The organism is Winogradskyella sp. MH6, assembly GCF_022810765.1.
Taxonomy (GTDB): domain Bacteria; phylum Bacteroidota; class Bacteroidia; order Flavobacteriales; family Flavobacteriaceae; genus Winogradskyella.
This window is the reverse complement of sequence record NZ_CP094494.1, coordinates 1,668,234-1,692,043: the sequence shown is the minus strand read 5'-3', so window position 1 is coordinate 1,692,043 and position 23,810 is coordinate 1,668,234. Positions and strand designations below refer to the sequence as shown.

Annotated in this window: 26 protein-coding genes and 1 tRNA gene; 10 read left to right on the top strand and 17 right to left on the bottom strand. The window is 32.5% G+C overall.

Features of this window, described 5'->3' with window-relative positions:
* Window positions 1-4: 4 nt before the first annotated feature.
* From MST30_RS07640 to MST30_RS07630, 3 genes are all read right to left on the bottom strand, one after another.
* On the bottom strand, window positions 5-1,096 hold the full coding sequence (locus tag MST30_RS07640; RefSeq protein WP_243473793.1) for a sensor histidine kinase: 1,092 nt from the start codon (window positions 1,094-1,096) through the stop codon (window positions 5-7).
* 21 nt (window positions 1,097-1,117) lie between these two features.
* Entirely contained in the window at window positions 1,118-1,729 is a 612-nt protein-coding gene (locus MST30_RS07635) for an MCP four helix bundle domain-containing protein (RefSeq protein WP_243473792.1), read from the bottom strand.
* Between the two features lie 235 nt (window positions 1,730-1,964).
* Window positions 1,965-2,046 (bottom strand) — tRNA-Leu (locus MST30_RS07630).
* 105 nt (window positions 2,047-2,151) lie between these two features.
* On the opposite strand from MST30_RS07630, the gene MST30_RS07625 reads away from it, so the two are divergent.
* A complete protein-coding gene (locus MST30_RS07625) occupies window positions 2,152-3,546 on the top strand; it encodes a dipeptidase (protein ID WP_243473791.1) in 1,395 nt (464 codons plus the stop codon).
* Between the two features lie 2 nt (window positions 3,547-3,548).
* Here MST30_RS07625 and MST30_RS07620 read toward each other — a convergent pair whose 3' ends face one another.
* Window positions 3,549-4,937, bottom strand: coding sequence for a M28 family peptidase (locus MST30_RS07620; RefSeq protein ID WP_243473790.1), 1,389 nt, complete (start codon window positions 4,935-4,937; stop codon window positions 3,549-3,551).
* A gap of 122 nt (window positions 4,938-5,059) precedes the next feature.
* Between MST30_RS07620 and MST30_RS07615 the strand changes: the two genes are divergently transcribed.
* The 4 genes from MST30_RS07615 (at window position 5,060) to MST30_RS07600 (ending at window position 9,776) form a co-directional block, all read left to right on the top strand.
* Window positions 5,060-5,425 carry a BlaI/MecI/CopY family transcriptional regulator gene (locus MST30_RS07615; protein ID WP_243473789.1) on the top strand — a complete coding sequence of 122 codons (366 nt, stop codon included), beginning with the start codon at window positions 5,060-5,062 and terminating at the stop codon, window positions 5,423-5,425.
* A gap of 83 nt (window positions 5,426-5,508) precedes the next feature.
* Complete coding sequence (locus MST30_RS07610) at window positions 5,509-8,007, top strand: M56 family metallopeptidase (protein ID WP_243473788.1); 2,499 nt, start codon at window positions 5,509-5,511, stop codon at window positions 8,005-8,007.
* A gap of 158 nt (window positions 8,008-8,165) precedes the next feature.
* Complete coding sequence (locus MST30_RS07605) at window positions 8,166-9,266, top strand: DUF4407 domain-containing protein (protein WP_243473787.1); 1,101 nt, start codon at window positions 8,166-8,168, stop codon at window positions 9,264-9,266.
* Window positions 9,267-9,335: 69 nt separating this feature from the next.
* A complete protein-coding gene (locus MST30_RS07600) occupies window positions 9,336-9,776 on the top strand; it encodes a YybH family protein (RefSeq protein ID WP_243473786.1) in 441 nt (146 codons plus the stop codon).
* Window positions 9,777-9,860: 84 nt separating this feature from the next.
* Here the strand turns inward: MST30_RS07600 and MST30_RS07595 are convergent, their stop codons facing one another.
* From MST30_RS07595 to MST30_RS07555, 9 genes are all read right to left on the bottom strand, one after another.
* The gene (locus tag MST30_RS07595; protein WP_243473785.1) at window positions 9,861-10,175 is read right to left on the bottom strand and encodes an STAS domain-containing protein; all 315 of its coding nucleotides are present in this window, start codon (window positions 10,173-10,175) and stop codon (window positions 9,861-9,863) included.
* A gap of 446 nt (window positions 10,176-10,621) precedes the next feature.
* Window positions 10,622-11,185: a PhnA domain-containing protein gene (locus MST30_RS07590; protein ID WP_243473784.1), complete on the bottom strand. Its 564-nt coding sequence runs from the start codon at window positions 11,183-11,185 to the stop codon at window positions 10,622-10,624.
* Window positions 11,186-11,213: 28 nt separating this feature from the next.
* Entirely contained in the window at window positions 11,214-11,576 is a 363-nt protein-coding gene (locus tag MST30_RS07585) for an MmcQ/YjbR family DNA-binding protein (RefSeq protein WP_243473783.1), read from the bottom strand.
* The gene (locus MST30_RS07580; RefSeq protein ID WP_243473782.1) at window positions 11,573-12,181 is read right to left on the bottom strand and encodes a DUF4230 domain-containing protein; all 609 of its coding nucleotides are present in this window, start codon (window positions 12,179-12,181) and stop codon (window positions 11,573-11,575) included. Before MST30_RS07580 ends, MST30_RS07585 begins: the two co-directional genes overlap by 4 nt.
* A 2-nt stretch (window positions 12,182-12,183) precedes the next feature.
* Complete coding sequence (locus MST30_RS07575; protein WP_243473781.1) at window positions 12,184-12,537, bottom strand: DUF4260 domain-containing protein; 354 nt, start codon at window positions 12,535-12,537, stop codon at window positions 12,184-12,186.
* Between the two features lie 91 nt (window positions 12,538-12,628).
* Complete coding sequence (locus MST30_RS07570; RefSeq protein WP_243473780.1) at window positions 12,629-13,378, bottom strand: cyclase family protein; 750 nt, start codon at window positions 13,376-13,378, stop codon at window positions 12,629-12,631.
* A complete protein-coding gene (gene hemW / locus MST30_RS07565) occupies window positions 13,375-14,508 on the bottom strand; it encodes a radical SAM family heme chaperone HemW (RefSeq protein WP_243473779.1) in 1,134 nt (377 codons plus the stop codon). Before hemW ends, MST30_RS07570 begins: the two co-directional genes overlap by 4 nt.
* Window position 14,509: 1 nt before the next feature.
* Window positions 14,510-15,064 (bottom strand): crossover junction endodeoxyribonuclease RuvC, encoded by a 555-nt coding sequence (gene ruvC, locus MST30_RS07560; RefSeq protein WP_243473778.1) that lies wholly within the window; start codon window positions 15,062-15,064, stop codon window positions 14,510-14,512.
* Between the two features lie 3 nt (window positions 15,065-15,067).
* Window positions 15,068-15,709, bottom strand: coding sequence for a cell envelope biogenesis protein OmpA (locus tag MST30_RS07555; RefSeq protein WP_243473777.1), 642 nt, complete (start codon window positions 15,707-15,709; stop codon window positions 15,068-15,070).
* Window positions 15,710-15,736: 27 nt separating this feature from the next.
* Here MST30_RS07555 and MST30_RS07550 point away from each other — a divergent pair, with 27 nt between their 5' ends.
* The 4 genes from MST30_RS07550 (at window position 15,737) to MST30_RS07535 (ending at window position 19,538) form a co-directional block, all read left to right on the top strand.
* On the top strand, window positions 15,737-16,705 hold the full coding sequence (locus MST30_RS07550) for a lysylphosphatidylglycerol synthase domain-containing protein (RefSeq protein ID WP_243473776.1): 969 nt from the start codon (window positions 15,737-15,739) through the stop codon (window positions 16,703-16,705).
* Window positions 16,702-17,844 (top strand): glycosyltransferase, encoded by a 1,143-nt coding sequence (locus MST30_RS07545; protein WP_243473775.1) that lies wholly within the window; start codon window positions 16,702-16,704, stop codon window positions 17,842-17,844. Before MST30_RS07550 ends, MST30_RS07545 begins: the two co-directional genes overlap by 4 nt.
* A 90-nt stretch (window positions 17,845-17,934) precedes the next feature.
* Window positions 17,935-18,798: a hypothetical protein gene (locus MST30_RS07540; RefSeq protein ID WP_243473774.1), complete on the top strand. Its 864-nt coding sequence runs from the start codon at window positions 17,935-17,937 to the stop codon at window positions 18,796-18,798.
* 2 nt (window positions 18,799-18,800) lie between these two features.
* Window positions 18,801-19,538 carry a Bax inhibitor-1/YccA family protein gene (locus MST30_RS07535; RefSeq protein WP_243473773.1) on the top strand — a complete coding sequence of 246 codons (738 nt, stop codon included), beginning with the start codon at window positions 18,801-18,803 and terminating at the stop codon, window positions 19,536-19,538.
* On the opposite strand, the gene MST30_RS07530 is transcribed toward MST30_RS07535, so the two are convergent.
* The 3 genes from MST30_RS07530 to MST30_RS07520 form a co-directional block, all read right to left on the bottom strand.
* Window positions 19,535-20,011, bottom strand: a complete 477-nt coding sequence (locus MST30_RS07530; protein ID WP_243473772.1) for a hypothetical protein — start codon at window positions 20,009-20,011, stop codon at window positions 19,535-19,537. The genes MST30_RS07535 and MST30_RS07530 overlap by 4 nt on opposite strands.
* A gap of 93 nt (window positions 20,012-20,104) precedes the next feature.
* A complete protein-coding gene (locus tag MST30_RS07525) occupies window positions 20,105-21,904 on the bottom strand; it encodes a M56 family metallopeptidase (RefSeq protein WP_243473771.1) in 1,800 nt (599 codons plus the stop codon).
* Between the two features lie 2 nt (window positions 21,905-21,906).
* A complete protein-coding gene (locus MST30_RS07520) occupies window positions 21,907-22,266 on the bottom strand; it encodes a BlaI/MecI/CopY family transcriptional regulator (protein ID WP_243473770.1) in 360 nt (119 codons plus the stop codon).
* Between the two features lie 125 nt (window positions 22,267-22,391).
* On the opposite strand from MST30_RS07520, the gene MST30_RS07515 reads away from it, so the two are divergent.
* Window positions 22,392-22,889: a DUF456 domain-containing protein gene (locus MST30_RS07515; RefSeq protein WP_243473769.1), complete on the top strand. Its 498-nt coding sequence runs from the start codon at window positions 22,392-22,394 to the stop codon at window positions 22,887-22,889.
* Window positions 22,890-23,136: 247 nt separating this feature from the next.
* Here the strand turns inward: MST30_RS07515 and MST30_RS07510 are convergent, their stop codons facing one another.
* Window positions 23,137-23,805, bottom strand: coding sequence for a response regulator (locus tag MST30_RS07510; protein WP_243473768.1), 669 nt, complete (start codon window positions 23,803-23,805; stop codon window positions 23,137-23,139).
* Between the last annotated feature and the right edge of the window lie 5 nt (window positions 23,806-23,810).

Genomic DNA, 23,810 nt, shown 5'->3' with positions numbered 1-23,810 from the left:
TTTTTTAATCTTTTGGCAGCCTCACAATAAAGGTAGCACCTTTTTTGGTATTATTTTTTGCTTCAATTGTTCCTCTATGCGATGCCACTATACCATGAACAACACTTAACCCAAGACCAGAGCCATCTCCTTGTGGCTTAGTGGTAAAAAAGGGCTGAAACACCTTATCGAGATTCTCTATTTTAAAGCCAACTCCTTCATCTGATATTTTTAAAACAACATCTTTTTTGGTGCTAGACGCTTCAATACTTACCACACTGTTTTTTGGAGAAAAATATATAGCATTAATGAGAAGGTTAAATATAATTTGTGTAAGCTGTATTGGATCTGCTCTTAACCACAACTCGTCTTCTTTAATATTTAACTGGTACTTAACATGTTCTTTTTTAAATGAAGCATCTAAGAGTTTAATGGCATTCTTTATATTAGGAATAAGATTGACAAGCTCTTTTTCTTGTGGCATTTCGCAAGCAAAAAACATCAATTTTTTAACCACCTCTCTAGAGAATATGGCATTTTGAATAATTTTATCTAAATCTGAAATGGCCTTTTTGTTTGTTTTTAAATCTTCTTTCAAAAGCTCACCAAAGCCTAAAATGTTTGCTAAAGGTGTATTTAATTCATGAGCAATACCTGCTGTTATCTCTCCCAAAATACTTAAACGATCTGCATGTTCCATCTGTCGTTTAAGCGAGGCTTCATTTTTTTGTATTTCAATACGCTCAAACAGTGCCCCAATTTTTAAGGCTATATTATCTAACAGTAGTTTCTCTTCCTTTAAAAAGCTTAACGTTTCTTTTTCCGACACATGTAAACGCACCAAAATTTCTCCTTTAGGTGCATTAAATATTTCTATATCGGAACTTAATGTGAAATTATCTTTTTCAAATTCTTTTGTACCTATAGACATTTCTTCAACCCGAATTAGAACTTCGGTCTTTTTAGGATACTGAAACGCCTTTTTCAAACTAAATGTTATGGCTTTTATTGTGTCTTCAATTAAATCAAAATCAGTATTAGCTATGATAGAAGAGACTTCATGCAAGCATGTCAACTCCTTAATACGTTCTTTTAATGCAGACTCTGTGCTGTTCATTTAAATAATGTCTTCTATCTATTAATTATTTTCTCTTGTCATAGATTTTTTCACCCTATAAAACAAAGCAAACTGCACTGTAAACCCTATTATTACTAAAAATACAATTTCTAAGGTAGACATAAGGTCTTTAGTGTCTAAACTACGTTGTGCTAAACCAACTTTATATTTACTTTCTGAGACCTGTATTAAAGATAGGTTATTTAAATCTGTTTTTATAGCATCTATGAACTGAACTTGCCGGTCTTTATCAATAAGAGCTGTTGATTTGCTTTCTAGTTGCATAAGAGCGTTGAATTTTTTCTTTAAATCTTCAAAAGTGAGTGATTCTTTGCTAGTAAATTTAGTAGTAGAGAACTTGTCCATTAAATCAATAAACTCTTCATTTAAGTTCGATTGACTATATGATAAAGATGCGTCTAGGATTTTAAGATGCTTTTTTGACATTACATTGCTCATTTTGTAGACGTAATCTTGCGCTACAACTCTATCATTATAAACGGTAGTTAATGAATCCTGAACTGTATTAAAATGCCGTTTATCCAGTCTATTGGTAGCAAAGACTAATAAAAAAACAACAAAAAGTGCAAGACCAATATCAATACGGTTGGAAGGTGAAGTTTTTGCAGACATAGTGTTTCATTTTCAAATAACATTATAAAGGCACAAAGATTCTTCCAATCTTTAACAAAACACCATATATAACTGATTTTGTTGATCTTAAAGTATTTCACTTAGACATCCAATTGGGTATATTTTACCCAATTGATACTTTTTTACCCAGTTTTAAGCGTTTAAAAAGTTTTATTACAAAAAGAAATATCAAGCCATAAAAAAAGCCGAAACTTTCGTTTCGGCTTTTTCTCTGTACAGGCGGCGAGACTCGAACTCGCACACCTCGCGGCACTAGATCCTAAGTCTAGCGTGTCTACCAATTCCACCACGCCTGCAAAAGGACTGCAAATATAAACAATAGTTTCAATATTCAAATAGGTTTTATTTAAGAAAATATTCCTTTCATTATTCTTACTTTTGTTAGATATCAAATAACTATTATGCAAAACATAAATTCTTACATCGATGAGCACAAAAAACGTTTCATCGACGAGCTAATTGATTTACTAAAAATCCCTTCAATAAGTGCAGATTCAGCATATAAACAAGATGTGTTAAACACCGCTGATGCTGTAAAAGAAAGTCTCTTAAAAGCGGGTTGCGACCAAGTTGAAATTTGTGAAACAGAAGGTTACCCAATTGTTTATGGAGAAAAGATAATTGATAAAAACTTACCAACGGTTCTGGTTTACGGTCATTATGATGTACAGCCACCAGACCCATTAGATTTATGGAACTCACCTCCTTTTGAACCCGTTATTCAAAATACAGAAAAACACCCAGAAGGTGCCATTTTTGCTAGAGGTGCTTGTGATGACAAAGGCCAAATGTATATGCACGTTAAGGCTTTAGAATATATGACTTCTAATAATGAGCTACCTTGTAACGTAAAGTTTATGATAGAAGGTGAAGAAGAAGTTGGTAGTGCTAACCTTGGAAAATTCGTTGCTGCCAATCGTGAAAAATTAGTAAATGATGTTATTCTAATTTCTGATACTGGCATGATTGCTAAAGATGTGCCTTCTATTACAACCGGACTTCGTGGTCTTAGTTATGTTGAAGTTGAAGTTACAGGACCAAATAGAGATTTACACTCAGGACTTTATGGTGGTGCTGTAGCAAATCCAATAAATGTGTTAACTAAAATGATTGCTTCATTACATGATGAAAACAACCATATAACAATTCCTGGATTTTACGATAAGGTTGAAAATCTTTCAGACGACGAACGAGCAGAAATGGCTAAAGCACCATTTTCGTTAGAAAATTACAAAAAGGCTTTAGATATTGATGCTGTTTATGGAGAAGAAGGTTACACTACTAACGAACGTAATTCTATAAGACCAACATTAGATGTTAATGGAATTTGGGGAGGTTACATTGGTGAAGGAGCCAAAACCGTTATTGCGAGTAAAGCTTATGCTAAGATCTCGATGCGTTTAGTACCAAACCAAGATTGGGAAGAGATTACACAATTATTTAAAACACATTTTGAAAGTATAGCTCCAGATGCTGTAAAAGTAAAAGTGACTCCGCATCATGGTGGTCAAGGTTACGTCACTCCAATTGACAGTATAGGATATCAGGCGGCCTCTAAAGCTTATGAGCAGACTTTTGGAAAAACTCCAATTCCGCAACGCAGTGGTGGAAGTATTCCTATTGTATCGCTTTTTGAAAAAGAACTAAAAAGTAAAACCATTCTTATGGGCTTTGGCTTAGATAGTGATGCTATACATTCGCCAAATGAGCATTTTGGTGTTTGGAATTACTTAAAAGGCATTGAGACTATTCCTTGGTTCTATAAGTATTTTACAGAGTTAAAATCGGCTGAATAGTTTTATTCTTTAACGATTTTATAAGTCGAAGCTTTAGTTTTAGACTTAACATTTACAAAATAAACTCCTGAGGCAGTACTATCGAATTCAATTTCAATATGTGCTTTTCGGGAGTTTGTTTTTCTTACCACTTTCCCTGAAATATTATTGATTGTAATATCAATTTTAGATTCTGTAAAATTATCAACCTTAATTAATGAATCTACAGGATTTGGGTAAATTTTTATTTCATTAGGCTGAAATTCTTCCAAAGATAAAACAGAAAAATTAATGCACATACTCATTTCTGTACAACTTCCATTGGTGACTTCAACGGCATAATTCCCATTGGTTAATGGCGTAAAAGATTGACTAGTTTCACCAGAAATTGGTGTATTAGTATCACAATTAAACCATTGGTATGTACCTGTAGCTTGGTTAGACGTTAAGAATGTTGTTGTTTGCGTAACAGTGTTATCTACACCAATTAAATTGGCCTTAGTAGCAATGTATGCCAAAACTAATTTAGTTAACTCTGTCATATACTGAAAATCGATATCCTCTACTCGGTCATTAGATGTATGGTAATCTGGTGTCTGGTCATTTGTTTCCCAAGATTCACCTACTAAAACTGCTGAATAGCCTTGGTTCCAAAAGCGAGAATGGTCACTAGCTGTTGTTCCTGGGTTAACAACAATTTCATGTAAATCGAAAGTATAAGTACTAAGAAGGTTCAATAAATCATCTTTTATAGCAACGGAATTCGCAATATTTCTAACATCAATGTCAAACTGATTATCTCCAGAAGTACCAGGAGCATCACCATCATAACCAATCATATCCATATTAATTACACCTAAAATATTATCTCTAGTATTTCCATTGGTTTCGTCAGCTGCTTGCTGTGCATAATAATTAGCACCAAGCAGTCCTATTTCCTCTTCGTCCCAAAGCGCATAAACAATTGTATTGTCTACACATTGTGTAGAAAGTAATCTTGCAATTTCCAAAACCGCAGCAACACCTGTAGCATTGTCGTCTGCGCAATATGTTGTTACAGAATCGTAATGCGCACAAACAATATAAATATCATCAGGATTTGTTTGCCCAACTTGCGTCGCTATGATGTTCTTACCAGCAGTATTAAAATTTTGAAATTCGACATTTAGATTAGGTAAAGCTTCTAAACGTTCCTTTATATAATCTGCTGCCAAGTCGTTATTACTTTGTACACGAGTAGTAATTGTTTGTGTACTTCCGCTTATAGTTGCAGACTGCTCACCCGAAAGCTCAGCCACAACAGTTTGCAAATTAGCATTGCTAACTTGATTCATTAAATCTTCTACAGATTGTGCTTTAAGATTAAAAGTTACTAAAGCAATTAAACCAAGTAATAATAAGGGCTTTTTCATTAAAAATAAATCATTAAATCTTCTACTCAAAGATAGTGAAATGTAAAAAATTGATAATCAAATATTTTGAAATTAAATTTTTTATTCTACATTTGTAGAGTTAATTCTAATTTTGTAGAACAATGGAGCTCTCTAAAACCGAAGAACAATTAATGCAATACCTCTGGAAACTCGAAAAAGCTTTTATGAAAGATATTTTAGAAGTATATCCTGAGCCAAAACCAGCTACTACAACCGTTGCTACATTACTAAAACGTATGATTGGAAAGGGTTTTGTAGCTTATAAAACTTATGGTAAATCGAGAGAGTATTATCCGCTTGTAAAAAAAGAAGACTATTTCTCTAAGCATGTTAATGGCTTAATTAAAACATTTTTTAACGATAGCGCCTCTCAATTTGCATCGTTCTTTACCAGAAAAACGGATTTAAGCAAAAAAGAGTTAGAAGAGTTAAAAGCCATTATAGATAAGGAAATTAAAAACAAGTAATTATGGAACTGTATCTGCTTAAATTTTCCGCATGCCTTTTAGTCTTTTGGCTGTTGTATGTATTGCTTCTTGAAAAGCAACAAATGCACAGATTTAAAAGATTCTACTTATTAGGCTCCTTTGTTGTTGCGTTAGTCATTCCACAGCTTACTATTATTGAATATATAGAACCTATTGTTCAGAATTTTGAAGTTTCTAATGCTTTTATTCCTATTGAAGCTGAATTTGTACCTCAACCTATTAATGAAACTCCTATAATAACTTTAGAAGCGGTATTATGGACCATTTACGCACTAGGTGTACTTCTGTTTTCTGTTCGGTTTGCAATAAACTTGTATCGTCTTCACAGAAGTATTTCGAAAAATTCAACATATAAAGATCGTAATTTCATTTATGTATTATTAACAGAATACCGCATACCGCATTCATTCTTTAAGTACATTTTTGTTAACCAAAGTCAATTTGAAAACAACCAAATACCAGAAGAAGTTAAACTGCACGAAGAAACGCATGCTAAGCAATTACACAGTTTAGATATTTTGTTGTTGGAATTGTTACAAATTGTCTTTTGGTTTCATCCTTTGGTGTACATTTTAAAACATCATGTAAAACTCAATCACGAGTTTTTAGCCGATGACGCAGTACTGCAAAAAGGTGTTGCCACCAAAAACTATCAAAATATATTATTACAATTTTCATCAAACACTCATAATCATCAATTAGCGAGTGCTATCAATTATTCATCATTCAAAAAACGATTTACAGTTATGAAAACACAAACCTCCAAAACCCGAATTTGGTTAAGTACCTTATTGGTATTACCTGTTTTAGCGCTTCTTTTTTACAGCTTTGCTGAACGGGAGTATATTGAAAGGGATCAAGACCTTTTAGATTCGATACAACAAGAATTAGATAAAGCAAATAAGCTTGATGTAGTATACATAGATGGCGCCACAAAGGCCATGATGAAAGAATACAACGATTGGATTATAAAATTCAACACCACACATTACATCGATTATTCTAAGTATCAACGTATCGTTTCTATCTATGACCTTATGACCGAAAAACAACGCGCTTCGGTTGAAAAATATCCTGTAATACCAGAAACAAATCTCTCTAAAGTAAAACCTAATTCTCCAACAGCTTCAGAATTTGAAGATTGGAAAAACACTGAGAAGTATGCCCTTTGGATAGATGGTGAACACGTACCAAATTCAGTATTAAGCAATTATTCAGTTAATGATATTGTACATTTTTTAGGCTCAAAAGCTCATGAAAATGCTAGAAGTGAAAAATTCCCACAACCATTTCAGTTTAGCTTATATACCAAAGATGGCTTTAGAGAGAATTACCAAAAATCTGCAGTTAACCACTACAATTCCATAACAAAAAAGTATTCTAATGCCATCTCTACGTATTTAAAAGGAGATCAAAAGGATAATTCAGAATTAAAAATTTTAAAGGCTCAAGCAGACAAAATCTATAATTTGTTCACTAAAGAAGAATTAAAAGAACATAATATCTTACCTCCTCCACCTGTTCCTGCTAAAAACAGTGATTGGCAAAAAGTTGAAAATATTCTAGACCAACAAAAAGCCACAAAACAACAAATTGAAGACTATAATGCTTGGGCAAAAAAAATGAGTGCAGCCATAAAGGAAGCTGAAGAAAATAGTAAAAGACCATATCCTATAATCAAGAAAAAGGAATATAAGAAGTACTACAACATCTACAGAAACCTAATGTCTGAACAACAAAGAGCAAATGCCGAAACATGGCCAAATATTCCACCTCCACCACCACCTCCACCTGCTCCAGAACTTCCTAAGAAATCTTCTAAAGGTGGACCTAATGCTAGTGGAGTTTCTCAAACCAATAAAATTCAACCTATAGAAATCTATATTGACAGTGACAATAACATTCAATTAAATGGAAAACGTATTAAAGAAGATGCCATCAACACACAAGTTGCCACGCTCAACAAACATCTAACTAAAGAAGACCATAAAAAATATGTTATGGCTTCAATTACAATAGAAAAAAATAAAAGTGCAGATTTAGCTAAATCTATTCAAAAAAAGCTCATGGCTGTAGATGTTTTTTCAAGCTGTATATCTTATAATGAGAGTATTGCCAAATCCAACTTACCAAAGAAATCTTTTAATCTTTATTCTGGATTAACTTTAGAAGAAGCCAAAGCCAAGGAAAAGAAAATCTTTAGTAATTCTGCAGACACTGAAAAAAAGATAGATAGTATCAATAAGTCTAGTAGTCCATGGAAAGTTAAAACTACAACTGCCTCTTACGAATTTATTGACGATGATGGTAATAGCACAGGCAAAATTCCTATTAATCTAAATGAACAAACTCCACAAGAATCTACTCTAGACTTTGTAATAAAAATGGCTAAAAAAGATGCAAAATTCTTTAGTGAAGGAAAGCCTATCTCTTCTGATGAAGCCATAGCATTAATAAAGAAAAATGATAAACTAAGCGTTAATGCATATCCAAAATCAAAAGAAGGAAAACCACTGGTCTATATCACAAAAAAGCCTGTCGTAATCAAAACAAAAGAATAAATTAAAAATTGAAATAATATAGCAAACGCATTTAAGCCTCGAATTCCGAGGCTTTTTTGTTCCAAAAATGTAACAAAATCAAAGTTTTAGCGTTCTAATAACCTATAAGACTTGCATTAAGCATGCCTTAACATCAATCAATCAAAAAACAAACAGTTATGTTAAAACAATTCTTCATCCTATGCTCAGGAGCAGATACAGATATCTTAAAAGACTGCTCTAATGGCGAACAAAACAAATATGCTGGTATTGGCGCTACAGTTTTTTTCACTGCTTTAATGGCAACTATTGCAGCCAGCTATGCACTCTACACCGTTTTTGACAATTTATACACCTCTATATTCTTTGGAATAATTTGGGGACTTCTCATATTTAATCTAGACCGTTATATCGTTTCAACTATTAAGAAAAGAAACAACTTTATAGACGAGCTATTACAAGCTACACCAAGGATTTTTCTAGCTGTGATAATTGCTATAGTGATTTCAAAACCTTTAGAGCTTAAAATTTTTGAAAAAGAAATCAATCAGGTGTTATTAGAACAAAAGAATGATTTAACACTTGCCAATCAAAATCAAATTGCGCAACAATTCAATCCTAAAATTGCTGATCTAGAAAGTCAGATTTTAGGTTTACAAAGTGAAATTGATACTAAAGAAGCAGAAGTTAATGCACTTTACGATACTTATATAACAGAAGCCGAAGGCACATCTGGATCAATGAAACTAGGAAAAGGCCCTGTATATAAAGAAAAAAGAGAGAAACACGACGCTGCCTTAGCTGAACTTCAACAACTAAAAACCGACAACAAAACAAAAATTACAACTTTAGAAAATGAAATTATTGCTTTGCAAGGTGATTATAAAACCAACGTTACAGAGTCTCAACCTATAATTGACAATTTTGATGGGTTAATGGCTAGAGTTACTGCTTTGGGAACATTGCCTTGGTTGCCATCATTCTTTATTTTCTTATTATTCCTTGCCATAGAAACGTCTCCTATAATAGCGAAACTTTTATCTCCAAAAGGTGAGTTTGATTACAAACTCGAGGATCAGGAAACTGTTGTAAAATCCTGGGTAGACCAACAAGTTGCCGAACGTAAACTTCTTGTTAAAACCGACAATGAGATTAACAATAAGGTTTACACAGAAATTGCAGACGAAGAAGAGGTGATGAATTACAAGCGTAAAAAAGCACGAGAGTTGATGCAACATCAAGCCGATGCGTTTTTAAAGAAACAGAAAGGTGTATTGTAATCTTCTATAGACCTGTTAGATTTTGAAAACCAGACAGGTCTTTTTACTTTTAGGAAAAAACTAATCGTAATGAAACATATCTATTTTGTCTTTGCCCTTTTGTTATTTAATTGCAAGAACAATACGGAACAAAAAGACACTTTTGAAAGTGACAAAGCAGAAATTTTAAAAGTTTTAAACCTACAAGAAGACGCATGGAACAATCATGATTTGGAAGGGTTTATGCAAGGCTACTGGAAAAGTGATTCGCTTAAATTTTACGGTAGCAGTGGTCTTACCAAAGGTTGGGAAAATACACTAAACAATTACAAAAAAGGCTATCCTACAAAAACTGAAAGTGGCATTTTAAATTTTGTAATCAATGACATCTCCAAAATTGAAAATGATAATTATTGGGTTATGGGAGAATATCATCTCAAAAGAGAGGTTGGCAATGCAGATGGAGTTTTCATCATTATCTTTAAAAAGATTAATGGTGAATGGAAAATTATAGCAGACATGTCTTGCTAAATAAAAAGTGCTCACAAATCGTTTATCTGTCACCATAAACGCACTTGAAAGCACTTCTGTATATATATTTTTTTGATTTATCGCCTAAGCTGCTACAATTGAGCCAGCAGGAACTTGGATAGTTTCAGGCTCTTCAGACTTAAAATGGTCATAAAGTTCTTTACAACCCAAACCGACAATAGATAATTTTTTTGATTTTGTAATGGATTCATTATGTAACCTAGCCAAAGCCATTACACCAGCTCTGTCTATACTTTCTACACTCTCAATATCTAATAATATATTATCAAGTCTATCAAAAATATTAGCAAAATGTGCATTAAAAGTCTTAATGCTTAGCTTATTCAGTGTCCCTTTAATCTGAAAACGGTTGTTGTAGTTGGTGATCTGTAAATCCATAATAAATAATGTTAAATCATTAATAATAATTTAGGGCTATTAATCTGTAAATCTGGTGCTATTAATTCTTGAGGGATGACACTAATATCTGACTAAATATTCTCTATTTCCCAGAAATTCGATAAATGGTATTTTTGCCTAGACAATTTGAAATGGACTGTTTATTTTTCCGATAAACAACACGTTTACAAACACATAGAATGTAAGAAAAATAAACTATTAGGGCTTGTTTTTAAGTATATCTAAAGCCTAGATAGATATTCTGATTTTTTGTTTTGAATGCGATAAATAAGAATCTACCTTTACATCATGAAATATAAACATAAGGTAGTTTTGATGGTTATTCTTGCCGGAATAACACTCTTTGGATTAATAACTGGTCGTTATTTATTTTTGGTCTTTATGATTCCGTTGAGTTTTGATTTCTTCAACAAAAAGGACTCGAATTAAATCTTTTTAACGTATTGGGTAATAATTACTATTTGCTGACCATCTACTTTACCTTCAATATATTCGGCATTTTCATGATCTAAGCGAATGTTTCTCACTGCAGTTCCTTGCTTAGCTACCATACTAGAGCCTTTTACTTTAAGATCTTTAATAAGTACTACAGAATCTCCATGCTCTAAAACAACTCCATTAACATCACGATGGATAATTTTATTTTCATCATCAGCACCATCTCCTGAAGCTTTTGCTATTTCAAGCAGGTCATCTTCTATATAAAACATATTGAGTAAATCCTGTGTCCAATCAGCATCAATTCTATGAAGCATTCTCCAAGCCATAACTTTAACAGCATCGTGCTCGCTCCACATACTATCGTTTAGACACCTCCAGTGGTTAGCATCAATTGTATCTGTATCATTCATCTGAGTAATACACGTCTCACAAGCATATATCGCTAAATCTTTAGCCTCTGGCACCTCATATACCGAGAGTTTTTCATTATTTCCACATAATTCACAGCAATTATTACTTCGTTGTTGTAGTGTTCTTTCTAGACTCATCTGATTATAATTTGAAGCAAAAGTAATCTTATTTTAGTTTTTCGCGATCTTTTTTTGGGAGGCTTTTCACCACCTCGTCATAAGAATGATCTATAAACTCTAGAATAAGCTTTGTTGAAAGATCTGTATCGTGAACTTTAACACTGTTCCATAGTCTTTTGTGCATGTGATAACCAGGTGTTACTCCGTTATATTCCGCACGCAACTCTTCAGCATAATCTGAATTACATTTTAGATTTATAAAACCCTCACCATTTTCCCATTTAGAAAGTGAAGCAAGGGCAAACATCTTATTGCAAACTTTAAAAACCAGTACATCATCATCAAAAGGAAAATGCTCAGTGACTTCCCTTTTGTTCATGCAATAATTTCTATAGTCTTCTATATTCATTTTAAAAGTTTCTTGTCTTCACCTTCAACCTTTAGGGCAGAATAATCTAAAGTCCAACCAATAGTTTGCACAAGATTCTCAATAAGCTGTATGGCTTCAAGGGCTTCTAATCTAGCAACATTATACAAGCCACTTTCCGGAATTTTGTCCATGATATGCTCTTTGGCTTTGGTATGCAGTTCGGTAAGATCTGAGGCTTCAAACTTGTTAAACATGCCATCTTGCTTATCGTAGTAGTTGATATCACTTTCAATAGATAAAACTTCGGGTTGAGGAAAATGCGACAATACAACTGTCTTAGTGTTCAAGTCTGAACGCATCTGTACTTTACTTAGATCGAATCCTACATGGGCTTTTGCATTAATAACAACCAAGGCTTTCTTTCTACTAGATATAAGTTTTAGGAATTTTTCTTTTACATCCTCATAATGATAAATCTCAGCAAAATCGCCTTCAACAGTAATAAATTTACAAACACGCTTTATTTTATCTAATAAAACGATGGATTGTTCGTTTGTTTTCTTTTTGATTTTCCATTGCCTAAAAATGGTAACCAAACCCAAGGTAACCAGTATGCTAATGATAATTATAAAAAATGTTTCCATAATTAATTATTTCCTATTTCGCCCAGATGTGTGTTTTTAAAATTGTCTTTAAACTTTAATCCGTAACCGAAAATTCTATCTAATGAAGCATGAGAAAATAATATTATTCCTATGAGCTTCAATAATTCCATGTCAAAATATATGCCGATAAGGTAAATAACAACTGCCAGACCTTTATGATGAAAAATATTGTACGTTAAAGCTCCTACTTTTGTATTTATAAGATACCCAAGCATACCAATATCTGGCAAAAGTATTAGCACCAAAAACCACCACCAAGCATAACTCAATTGAGTAAATAGGAAAATACCTAAAACAAACATACCGAGTTCTTCGAGCTTTAATGTTGTTTTCATGTGTTAATATTTATTTTTTTTAAAGGTCACATGGAACACCCAATTAACATTCCGCTGTGTGATTAAAGCTTAACAATGGGTGTTTCATTATCTAATCCATAATTTTATACAACACAGGTTTACTAGGTGTTGCATCATTTTCAAATGGCGCAATTTGAAGATTTAGGATATAAGCTCCATCTTCAATCTTATTAGACACATAGATAAACTCTGTTATTGTAGCATCTTTTCTTATAACACCTTTAGTGTTCCAAAAGGCATTGTGTCCTTTTAGTTCGCCTCCATCCTCTTCTCTGTCTACACTTGGCAAATCAACAAGTAAATGCTTAATACCTTTTTTCACCAACAACTTAATGGCGTCTTCTTCAAAATATGTCCAATTGGTATTAGAGTATTGCCTTGTTTTTTTGTCGCTGGTATTTGGCATTGTTCTTACAACCAAGGCTTCCCTTTTTTTATTCCCTAGTGCAAATTGAAGTTGTTTTGCCGAAATTACATAGTCCTCACCTCGTTTTTCTGGCGCTACCGTAACTACTTCAGCCAAAAAGAAAAATGTCTTAAGACATTTATTTATTGAACACTTCTCTTTTACAATATGACCTACAGTTTCTGTATGAGTTCCGTGCGAATGTGGATTGAACGTAATCGTATTAAAATTTACCGAAGCACCATTTTCTACACTTATAATATCTTCATCAAAAACTTCTGGTTCTATTTTTGGCGGACCAATATACCATGCGTTAACATTTGAAGCACCATTACTTATAGGTATTGAAATATCTAAAGGCTGCGTTAAATCTATTTTTAATTTTCTGGAATTATATTCTATAGTTGTAATCACTCAAGGTTGATTTTAAAAAGTTCGCTAGCAATACCATCACTTAAAAACTGTCCTTTTTTAGTAACACGTATATGCTTATCATCAATATACAATAATTGTTGGTTTATAAAAGTTTCGGATTGTTCTTTTAAGTAATCTTTATAAATTTTCCCAAAATCCTCTTCAACCTTATCTATTGAAACTCCCCAAATAGTTCTTAGACCTGTCATTATATACTCATTGTAACGGTCTGTTGTGGTTAAAGTTTCAACTTCAATTGGCAGCTTATTTTGTTGAATTGCCTTTATATATTTGGTATTATTTCTCACATTCCAGCCACGCTGTTTACCATTAAACGAATGAGCAGAAGGCCCAATACCAATGTATGGTTTGCCTTGCCAATAGGCAGTATTGTTTCTACTAAAATAACTTTCCTTACCAAAATTAGACAATTCGTAATGTACAAAGCCTGAAGCTTCAAGTTTGTCCTTTAGCAAGTGAAATTGCTCATGCGCTTGTTCGTCATCAACATCATCAATAATACCTTTTTTTACAAAAGAAGCTAAAGCAGTTTTGGGTTCAACCGTTAAAGCATAGCTAGATATATGTGGTATATTATAGCTTAAAGCAGTCTCTATATTCAGAAGCCATTGCTCATTTGAAGCTCCCGGAATACCGTAAATTAAATCGATAGAAATATTATCGAAGTGGCGAGTCGCCACAGACAAACACTCTCTTGCTTCTTCGGCATTGTGTGCTCGATTCATCAATTTTAAATCGCTTTCAAAAAATGATTGAATTCCAATTGATAAGCGGTTTACAGAACTCTTAGATAATTCTAAAATTCTGATTTTAGACAAATCATCTGGATTGGCTTCGAGCGTAATTTCAGGATTTGCAGTTACTTTATAATTCTCGTAAACGGTATCAATCAATAATTGCAATTCGTCATTCGTCAATAAACTAGGTGTTCCTCCACCAAAATAAATGGTTTGCACTTCAATTTGACTAAACTCATCTTTACGTATTTGAATTTCTTTTACTAATGCGTTTACTAGTTCATCTTTCTTTTTTAATGACGTTGAAAAATGAAAATCGCAGTAATGGCAAGCTTGTTTGCAAAAGGGAATATGGATGTAGATACCTGCCATTCTACTTTTTTACTCTATCCTCATTTTGTTTTACAAAAGCTGACCAGCCTGTATAACTTTTACCAACCTCAACACGACCTTGGTTATAAAAATGACAAACTGCTGCTGCCAAACCATCTGTAGAATCGAGATTTTTTGGCAATTCTTTTAGGTTCAATGTGCTTTGTAACATCTTAGCTACTTGTTCTTTACTAGCATTACCATTACCAGTAATTGCCATTTTAATTTTCTTAGGAGAATATTCTGTGATAGGCACTTCTCGAGATAATCCTGCAGCCATAGCAACACCTTGTGCTCGACCAAGTTTTAGCATACTCTGTACGTTTTTCCCAAAGAAAGGTGCTTCAATCGCTATTTCGTCTGGATGATAGGTATCTATAAGTTCTACGGTACGTTCAAAAATAAGCTTAAGTTTCAGGTAATGATCGTCGTACTTTTTTAATTGTAACTCATTCAGTTGCAAAAAATGCATCTGTTTACCAACCACTTTTATGAGGCCGAAACCCATTATGGTTGTTCCTGGATCTATGCCTAATATAATTTTTTCCTTACTCATTATTTAATCACAATACTGACAACCACTTAGCGATACAGCGATACCAAAAGTAACATTAAACACACTACCATTAAAAGCTCCTAAACCACTTATGGCTGGGTCATATTCATCTAAAGACGTTAATCCATATATATAGGCTACATCTGTATATATAGACACTTTTTCATTAATAGCATAGTGCAATTCTAATCCGCCTAAAAGGTTTAAATAGGATTGTTTATTATCACCTAAATTTCCCAGTGGCTTTGCAAAACTAAACCCTGGTCCTGCATGCAAAATGGTTCTTAATCGTGGTGGTAAAAATCCCAGATATTCTGTTGGATCGAATACAAATTGTGCATTTATACGCGAATAGTTTATCTTAAATTCTGGCGAACCATCATCACTTTTAAAACGATTGAAGCCATAATCTAACTTTACACCATAAGCACGCTTAAACATGTGTTGCACACCAATATTCACTGTAGGAAAGTTAACCGATTGTGCATAAGTACCATCTACAAAACCATCTGTAGTAGGATAGTTAAAACCTACGGCAAAAAGTGCTTTCCATTTACTAGTAGCCTTGCTAAATTGTGCATTACTATGTAACCCAATACATAGCACACTAAATATAAAAAGGTATTGTTTTAAATTAAGTTTCATGTGCGAGTTTTTGGTTTAATTTGCAATATGCATTACAACGTGCCTTACAAAACTAAGCAATTCTTCTTTGTGCTGATTAAGTTAAGCATCGTTGTTGGCGCATTTTATTTTATTTATTCAAAACTCATCGAAAACGAGCAACTTAAATTGAGTGATTTTTTATATTTTTTGAAAGAAAATAATACATTTTCACCTAAAAACATCGTTTTTTTAATCATTTTGAGTGTTTTTAACTGGTTTTTTGAAATTTTAAAATGGAAAACTTTAGTAAAAACTATTAAAGGCATTTCTTTTAGAGATGCTTTGGAACAAAGTTTAGGCGGATTAACAGCTTCGTTAATCACACCCAATCGAATTGGCGATTATGGTGCTAAAGCTATTTACTACAATACATCTCACAGAAAACGAATTGTACTATTAAATCTATTAGGAAATATATCTCAAATGACGATAACCACCATCTTTGGTGTTATTGGGTTGGTCATTTTTATAAATAGGTATCAAATTGAGGTTGACTACTACAAGCTTGCAAGGTTTGGAACAATTATTATACTCATTGGTGTTTTTGCTTTTTTTGGAGCAAAACAAAACAAATTCAATATCAAAGGGTACTCTATAAATAAAGTCCTAGATTTTATAAAGAAAATACCATTCAAAATTCATTTCTTAAATCTGAGTTATTCATTAGTTAGGTATCTAATTTTCTCATTTCAGTTTTACTATTTACTAACGATTTTTGGAGTAGAAGTTGACTATTTTAAAGCTATGGTGGTTATTACAAGCATGTATTTGTTAGCCTCAATTATACCTAGCATTGCTATTTTTGATGTAGTTATAAAAGGAAGTGTTGCTGTGTTTTTGTTTGGTTATGTACAAGTTAACGAGTTAACCGTTCTATCTATAATTACTTTGATGTGGTTATTGAACTTTGCAATTCCGAGTGTATTTGGAAGCTATTTTGTACTGAATTTTAAACTACCAAACACCAAAGAATGATCGCTTTTATCTTCATTATTGCTACCCTTTTGTATCTATTTTTAATAGGAAGTCTCATCCATGGTTTTGATAGAGTTGAAGACTTTAAACTAAAAGATCTGAAACCTAAAACCAAGTTTTCTGTTATTGTTCCTTTTAGAAATGAAGCAGAAAATCTACCACAGTTATTAGATTCAATATTACAATTGAATTACCCTAAATTGATGTTTGAAGTTATTTTGGTTGATGATGATTCTGAGGATGATTCAATCGAAGTTATAAATAATATCATTTCAAAAAGACCTTTCGACTGCGCTCAAGGTGACATAAAAATTATTAAAAACAATAGAACATCAAATTCACCAAAAAAAGATGCCATAACTACGGCTATCAAAATAGCAAAATATGATTGGATTATTACCACAGATGCAGATTGCACTCTACCAAAATATTGGTTAGACACTTTTGAGGAATGCATACAAACCAACCAACCCAACTGCATTGTTGCTCCTGTAACGTATAATGATGGCAGTTCATTTTTAAAACGTTTTCAAATTTTAGACGTTTTGAGTTTGCAAGGTGCCACTATTGGTAGCTTTGGTTTACGACTTCCGTTTTTGTCTAATGGTGCTAATTTTGCTTATAGAAAGTCTGTTTTTCAATCGACAAATGGTTTTACTGGTAATGACACACTCGCTAGTGGTGACGATATTTTTTTGCTCGAAAAATTCAAAAAAGTTGATTCTAAAAAAGTTTTCTATTTAAAATCTGACAAAGCTATAGTTACTACAAAACCTGTTTCTAACTTAAAATTGTTAATACAACAACGATTGCGTTGGGCTTCTAAGACTAGTCATAATCCTAATTGGTTTTCAAAATTGGTTGGGCTTGTTGTTTTTTTAGGCAATCTAGCTTGTATTGCTATACTTCCTATTCTATTTTTTGGATATGTAAAACCAAGAATTGCGGTTGCTTTAGTAGTAATAAAATTGAGTATTGATTTTCTGTTATTATTTAAAACTTCTCGCTTTTTTAAACAAGAAAACGTCTTGTTTTCATACGTTTGGTCTTGTGTTTTTTATCCTTTTTTCAGCGTGTATATTGCTATTTTATCACTATTTAAATTATATCAATGGAAAGGTAGAACTTTTAAAAAGTAACCTTTACTTAAGATATTTTTTAATAGCTTTACTGAAACCTAACCCTAAATCGCTAGTTAGCTGACCACAAATCACTAAAAAAACTAACCAATGAAAAAAATTCTTATCGCAATGCTGTTCTGTTTGGCTTTTCAATTGAATTACAGCCAAGAAACCTACACTGTTAATGGAGAAACTTTAGAACTTAAAACCGAAATAGATGGCAAACTCGATTTACTATGGAATGTTATTGATGGTAAATACCGCTATTTTGTAAAAACTGAAGATGGTACCATTACTGAGTTAAAGAACACCAAAGATGATAATAACGATTATCAAGAAGAGTATAAATCTACTTTAAGCAGTCTTACCAATGGGAATTCTACAGACAAATTAAAACTAACCCTTTACAGCCTTAGAAATTATATAGATAGTTACAATGCTTCGGTAGATACTAGCTACACTTCTACAAGTACTGAAAGTAATGTACAGTTTAGATTAGGATTTTCTGGTGGTATTACAAACAACCCATTTGTTGGGAATCCTGACAATACCAAAACACCATTGATTGGTGCCGAGTTAGAAATTTATGAAGCCAACGTTTTACCTAGACATTCTGGGTTTTTGCAAGCAAGACATGCTTTTGAAAATGATGATTTTAAATACAATACTTCTGAATTATCGTTGGGTTATCGCTTTAGATTTATAAATAAAGAGAGATTTTCAATTTATGGACAGGTAAAATTAGCGACCATTAATTTTTCAAATTTTACATTCTTAGATGAAAATGACATGGAAGTGGATTCTAACGAAACATCGTTTGATATTCCTTTTATTTTTGGTGTAGGCTCAGATATTAAAGTAAGTAACAACAGTTATATTACGATAATTTATGGTGAATTATTTGCACTGTTGTTAGATAATCAAGGTAACTTTTCTACTGATATTGCTATTGGTTATAAATTCAACCTATAATAATGAGCTTAAGAAATTTTAAAACCTCAAACCCTGTTTTTAATGGCTACTTTTGGGATGATGGCAAATCGTCTTCAAAAACCATGTCTGTTGCTGGTATTTTCTTTAAGTCTATGATGGGCATTTTAGTTATTGCAGCCATTACAGCTTATTTATGGAAACTCAACGAAGCCGGAACACCAATGCGCTGGTTTACCTTAGGTGGTATGCTAGGTGCTATTGTTGTTAGTGTTTTAATTTCTATACGTCAAAACTGGGCTCATATTTTAGTACCACTTTATATTATTGCTAAAGGATTTTTTTTAGGTGGTTTCTCAGCTTACGCACACAAAAATTTTCCTGATTTACCATACCAAGCTATTGGTGTAACCATCATTACATTTTTTGTAATGCTGCTACTTTATCAATTAAGGATTATAGTAGTAACCAAAAAGCTCAGAAGCGTTATTATTACAGCCACTGTTAGTATTATGGTTGTGTATCTCATCTCTTGGATTTTGAGTTTCTTTGGTATCAAAACTTATATTTGGGGAACATCTTGGTTTGCTATTGCTTTTAATGTTCTGGCAGCCATAGTAGCTTCATTTGCACTACTTTTAGATTTCGATTATATAGAACGTTATAAAAATAAAGCGCCAAAACACAAAGAGTGGTTGGCTACTTGGGGACTTTTGGCAACGCTTATTTGGTTGTATGTTGAAGTGCTGCGATTGATGCAGAAATTAGCGATTAGGTTTTAATCTATCCTGACAATTACAGGTAATTCAAACGCAGTCGTAACCTGTTGTCCTCTTTTTATAGCAGGAAATATTTTGGGCACACCTTTTATACTCTGACGCAACAAACTATCAATATCTGGAATTTGAGATTCGGTTTCTGGTTTTAAGGTGATATCTTCTATTTGTAAAAGTCCTTTGTTGTCTATGATTAATTTTAACCTTATGGTATCATAAACATCTTCTGTAACCACAATATTCTGTCTTGCTAAATAATCATTTACATACTGTAATAATGTATTTTGGAAACAAACTCTACTATCTTCTTTAGTTGTCATAGCCTCACAACTATTGAAGGTTGGATACGTGTCTACATCGTTCCAATTGAAGGTTTGTAATTCTTCTTCTAGTAAATCTTCTGAATTTACTTTTTTCTTCTCAAAATAGTCGCAAGCGGTTAACAGAAAAATCAATAAAAAACAAGCTAGTCGGTTCATTAGCACATTTCTAATAGCGAAATGTACAATAATTTTAGGATTTACACTTCTAACTATTAAATATGAGGTTAATTATAGCTTAAGTAAGTGCTTTTATTCATTCAAAGTTATTGGTAATGAAAATGCTACAGCGATAGCTTTCCCTTTTTGACGACCTGGTATAAATTGTGGCAATAAGCTTAAAACACGAATTGCTTCTTCTTCTAAAACTTTACTAGCTGCTCTAGCTTGAATTCTAGTTACATTGCCATCTGTGTCTATTAAGAAGCGAGTATAAATGCGTTTATTATATAGTCCTGTATTCTTTTCTACATCTTTATTGAAATGTTTTTTAACATGAGCATTTACAAACTCAGAGAAACATTGCTTTTTTTCTTCTTTTGAAATTAAATTTTCACACTCTTTGTGTGAAGGAGTTATGTCTACAACACTAAAAGGTACCTCAACTAATTCAGTTTCACTTTCTGTTTTATGTAATGGTGAATCAATGACAGATGTAGACTTACCGTCAGTAACAATTAATTTATAGTACGACTTATCTTTATTTAATCTATTCATTAAATCATCAAAACGTTTTTGTTCTTTTTTGGTTTTGTTTGACATATCCTCAACAAATAATTTCAATGTTCCATTTCCTGTATAAGATTCCCATTTCCTTTTGGCTTCATCAGTTTTTTTCCATTCTAAATAGCCCTGATAACTTTTATGTGGTAAATCATACATTTTTTTATACAGTTCTCTACTTTCATCTGACAACTCATTACTTTCCGATTTTTTGTCTTTCATTATTTTAACCATGTATCGCATAAATGCACTCATCTTTAAGTAATCTTCTCTAGACTCTATATAGTCATTTGATTTTCCGTCACCAAAACCTACGTATTTTGAAATTTCATAGAACTTTATTCCTTTCTTTTCCATTTCAAGAATCTTATTATAATAGATTTTCAGAAGCTCTTTATCTGTTAATTCTTGAATCATTTCTGTTTCAGCATCAGATTTTTCTTGTGCTTTAACCTCAGTTGAGGTATAAACCAACATTGCAAATATTACAGGAAGTAAAAGCGCATACTTAAACAAACTCTTTTGACTGGATTTTGATTTTTGTAACATAATAATTCGTTTTTTGATTAATGATTTTTTGAAAAATGTATTGGTAAAAGACAGCGTATTAGTGTCTAATATTTGATGTAACAAACTTTGGTAATAATTGGACTTACCTTGATGTTTCACAGCTTTAGCATCTGCAATAAATTCGTGCAATTCTTTGACTCTATTTTGGTATATGTATACCAATGGACTAAACCAGAAGAGAATTCTTAAAACTTCAAAAAACAACAGATCTAAACTATGCTTTTCTCTCACATGTACTAACTCATGCTCGTATATGGTATCTCTTTCGGAATTTGGAATATTAGCTCCTAAAAAAACAGTATTAAAAAATGAGAATGCCGCTGAACTTTTAAGAAGATTAACAATGAGTATGTTGCCTTTCCAACGTTTAGGATTATTGTTTTTTATAAGATAGAGTTTTACAATTTTGATTGCAAAAACTAGTGTTGCTAATGCCATACCTATATATAAAACAATTTGCCATACAGGTAATTGTGAGCTAGTAATAGCTACATCGTTTATATGCTCTATGACTTGATGGTTTGACGTAGTGTTTGAAGCATCTCCAATAAAGACTTCCGGTAATCTTATTACGGTTTCTTGGGTTGTAACTTTCCTTAATTCTGGAAGTTTTACAAACGGTAATACTATAGAGGAAACCGATGTAAGCAATAGATATATTCTGTTATAATTAAAAAAAGTTTCACGTCTTAAAAACAGATCATACACTAACAGAAATAGTGTTTGAAACAATACTATTTGTAGGATGGTGTATAACATAACTACTTGTCTTTGTTAATTTCGTTTAGTAAACTCTCTATGTCATTAATATCTACATCATTCTTTTTTACGAAAAAAGACACCATACTCTTAAAAGAGCCTTGAAAATAGTTGTCTAGCAACTTATTTATAGACTGATTACTGTAAGCTTCTTTTGCAACTATTGGAAAGTAGGTATGCCCTTTTCCTTCCTTTTCATAATCTACAAAACCTTTAGACTCTAGAATCCTAACAATTGTAGACACTGTATTATAGGCTGGTTTTGGCTCTGGCAGTATCTCAATTACCGACTTTACATTGGCTTTTTTTAATTGCCAGAGGGCTTGCATTATTTCTTCTTCTGCTTTAGTTAACTGTTTCATTTAACTAAGTTTTTAGTTGAACATTGAAGCAAATATAACTAAATATTTAGTTTAAACTAATTTTTTAGTTAAAATGTAACTAAACCTAATATTTTACGTCCTATAACCGAACACAACTATTTAACATGGAAATTTTTCTAATTATACTTGGTATTCTATTGATGATTTTAGGTATATTGGGTAGCTTTTTGCCAATATTACCTGGCCCTCTTACAAGTTGGGTTGGACTGTTAGTACTTCATTTTACTGAAGGTGTACAGCTAAGCAATACATTTTTAATTGTTACACTAGTCGTGGCTATTATAATTTATGTTCTAGACTATATAATTCCTGCAATAGGTACAAAACGTTTTGGAGGTAGTAAAGAAGGTATGATTGGTACGACACTAGGTTTAGTCATTGGACTTATAACACCAATTCCTTTTGGCATTATCATTGGGCCATTTATTGGTGCTTTGGTTGGCGAAATGATTCATCGTAACGACATCAACAAAGCAATGAAAGCAGCATTTGGTTCTTTCTTAGGATTTATAGCTTCAACGTTCTTAAAGTTTATTGTTGCTATAATATACTTAGGCCTTTTTATAACCAAACTATTAGAACATAATGCGAGCTGGTTTTAAAAAAAGCAAGAAAAAAACCTAGTCGTTAGAAGTACAACTAGGTTTAATTTTCTTGCTATTAACTCAACAATTACTTAATGAGGGATTAATTAATTCTTGTTGACCTGTGGTAAATGTAAAATAACATATTTGTTTTTTGATGTGGTAAAACCATAGACTTATTACGGAAAAACCGTAATACCTAACAATAACAAGGGTTACAGGCTTATTTTATAACTGAGGAATACACCAATTATTTTAAAATTTCTTACAAATACCCCTTTTCTCTGGCTTCAGAAAGTAATGTTTCGTCCTTACCATCATCAACTGAAAACAATAATTTGAGTTGTTTTTTTCGTTTTTCTATAGCGCTAGTAGACAGCGGAATATATTCGCTCAGACTTTTGGTTTTTATACCTTGAGATAAAAGATGTAAAATTTTTCTATTAATATCATCTACATAAATTTCGCTGGTAATTGTCTTTTTCACATAGTTACTTACAGTACTGCTATAATAAGGCGGATATTTAAGAATTTGCTGAAAAGCATCTGCCAATTCCATAGAAGTTAAATCACTTTTTATGAGAAAACCGTCTGGATTTATTTCTTTGATAATATTATGAATTCTAAACGATTCATTAAACATGGTAAGAATAATAATTTTAGCATCCGGAAGCACTCTTTTAGCTAATAAAGCCAAATCTTCACCCGATGCATATCTACCGTCCTCAGAAGGTGGTAAACTAATATCAAAAAAGCATACATCATATGGTGTACCTTTAGCCGCTCGGTTTATCATTAATTGCGCCGTATCACAATTATTGGCTGTATCAATAAGTAGGGTTTGGTCTTCTTCCTTTGTGGCCATTAACACATTTTGGTAACCCTCAATAATTATTGGGTGATCATCTACCATTAAGATGTTAATATGTTTCATCTGGT

Bases quoted from the DNA above. Each gene is read 5' to 3' on its own strand.
- MST30_RS07590 (WP_243473784.1), bottom strand. From the start codon at position 11,185: ATGAGTCTAGAAAGAACACTACAACAACGAAGTAATAATTGCTGTGAA.
- MST30_RS07515 (WP_243473769.1), top strand. From the start codon at position 22,392: ATGGAAATTTTTCTAATTATACTTGGTATTCTATTGATGATTTTAGGT.
- MST30_RS07615 (WP_243473789.1), top strand. From the start codon at position 5,060: ATGGAGCTCTCTAAAACCGAAGAACAATTAATGCAATACCTCTGGAAA.
- hemW (WP_243473779.1), bottom strand. From the start codon at position 14,508: ATGGCAGGTATCTACATCCATATTCCCTTTTGCAAACAAGCTTGCCAT.
- MST30_RS07535 (WP_243473773.1), top strand. From the start codon at position 18,801: ATGAGCTTAAGAAATTTTAAAACCTCAAACCCTGTTTTTAATGGCTAC.
- MST30_RS07550 (WP_243473776.1), top strand. From the start codon at position 15,737: ATGCATTACAACGTGCCTTACAAAACTAAGCAATTCTTCTTTGTGCTG.
- MST30_RS07580 (WP_243473782.1), bottom strand. From the start codon at position 12,181: ATGGAAACATTTTTTATAATTATCATTAGCATACTGGTTACCTTGGGT.
- MST30_RS07605 (WP_243473787.1), top strand. From the start codon at position 8,166: ATGTTAAAACAATTCTTCATCCTATGCTCAGGAGCAGATACAGATATC.
- MST30_RS07520 (WP_243473770.1), bottom strand. From the start codon at position 22,266: ATGAAACAGTTAACTAAAGCAGAAGAAGAAATAATGCAAGCCCTCTGG.
- MST30_RS07555 (WP_243473777.1), bottom strand. From the start codon at position 15,709: ATGAAACTTAATTTAAAACAATACCTTTTTATATTTAGTGTGCTATGT.
- MST30_RS07510 (WP_243473768.1), bottom strand. From the start codon at position 23,805: ATGAAACATATTAACATCTTAATGGTAGATGATCACCCAATAATTATT.
- ruvC (WP_243473778.1), bottom strand. From the start codon at position 15,064: ATGAGTAAGGAAAAAATTATATTAGGCATAGATCCAGGAACAACCATA.
- MST30_RS07585 (WP_243473783.1), bottom strand. From the start codon at position 11,576: ATGAATATAGAAGACTATAGAAATTATTGCATGAACAAAAGGGAAGTC.
- MST30_RS07610 (WP_243473788.1), top strand. From the start codon at position 5,509: ATGCACAGATTTAAAAGATTCTACTTATTAGGCTCCTTTGTTGTTGCG.
- MST30_RS07545 (WP_243473775.1), top strand. From the start codon at position 16,702: ATGATCGCTTTTATCTTCATTATTGCTACCCTTTTGTATCTATTTTTA.
- MST30_RS07530 (WP_243473772.1), bottom strand. From the start codon at position 20,011: ATGAACCGACTAGCTTGTTTTTTATTGATTTTTCTGTTAACCGCTTGC.
- MST30_RS07525 (WP_243473771.1), bottom strand. From the start codon at position 21,904: ATGTTATACACCATCCTACAAATAGTATTGTTTCAAACACTATTTCTG.
- MST30_RS07540 (WP_243473774.1), top strand. From the start codon at position 17,935: ATGAAAAAAATTCTTATCGCAATGCTGTTCTGTTTGGCTTTTCAATTG.
- MST30_RS07625 (WP_243473791.1), top strand. From the start codon at position 2,152: ATGCAAAACATAAATTCTTACATCGATGAGCACAAAAAACGTTTCATC.
- MST30_RS07635 (WP_243473792.1), bottom strand. From the start codon at position 1,729: ATGTCTGCAAAAACTTCACCTTCCAACCGTATTGATATTGGTCTTGCA.
- MST30_RS07620 (WP_243473790.1), bottom strand. From the start codon at position 4,937: ATGAAAAAGCCCTTATTATTACTTGGTTTAATTGCTTTAGTAACTTTT.
- MST30_RS07600 (WP_243473786.1), top strand. From the start codon at position 9,336: ATGAAACATATCTATTTTGTCTTTGCCCTTTTGTTATTTAATTGCAAG.
- MST30_RS07595 (WP_243473785.1), bottom strand. From the start codon at position 10,175: ATGGATTTACAGATCACCAACTACAACAACCGTTTTCAGATTAAAGGG.
- MST30_RS07575 (WP_243473781.1), bottom strand. From the start codon at position 12,537: ATGAAAACAACATTAAAGCTCGAAGAACTCGGTATGTTTGTTTTAGGT.
- MST30_RS07640 (WP_243473793.1), bottom strand. From the start codon at position 1,096: ATGAACAGCACAGAGTCTGCATTAAAAGAACGTATTAAGGAGTTGACA.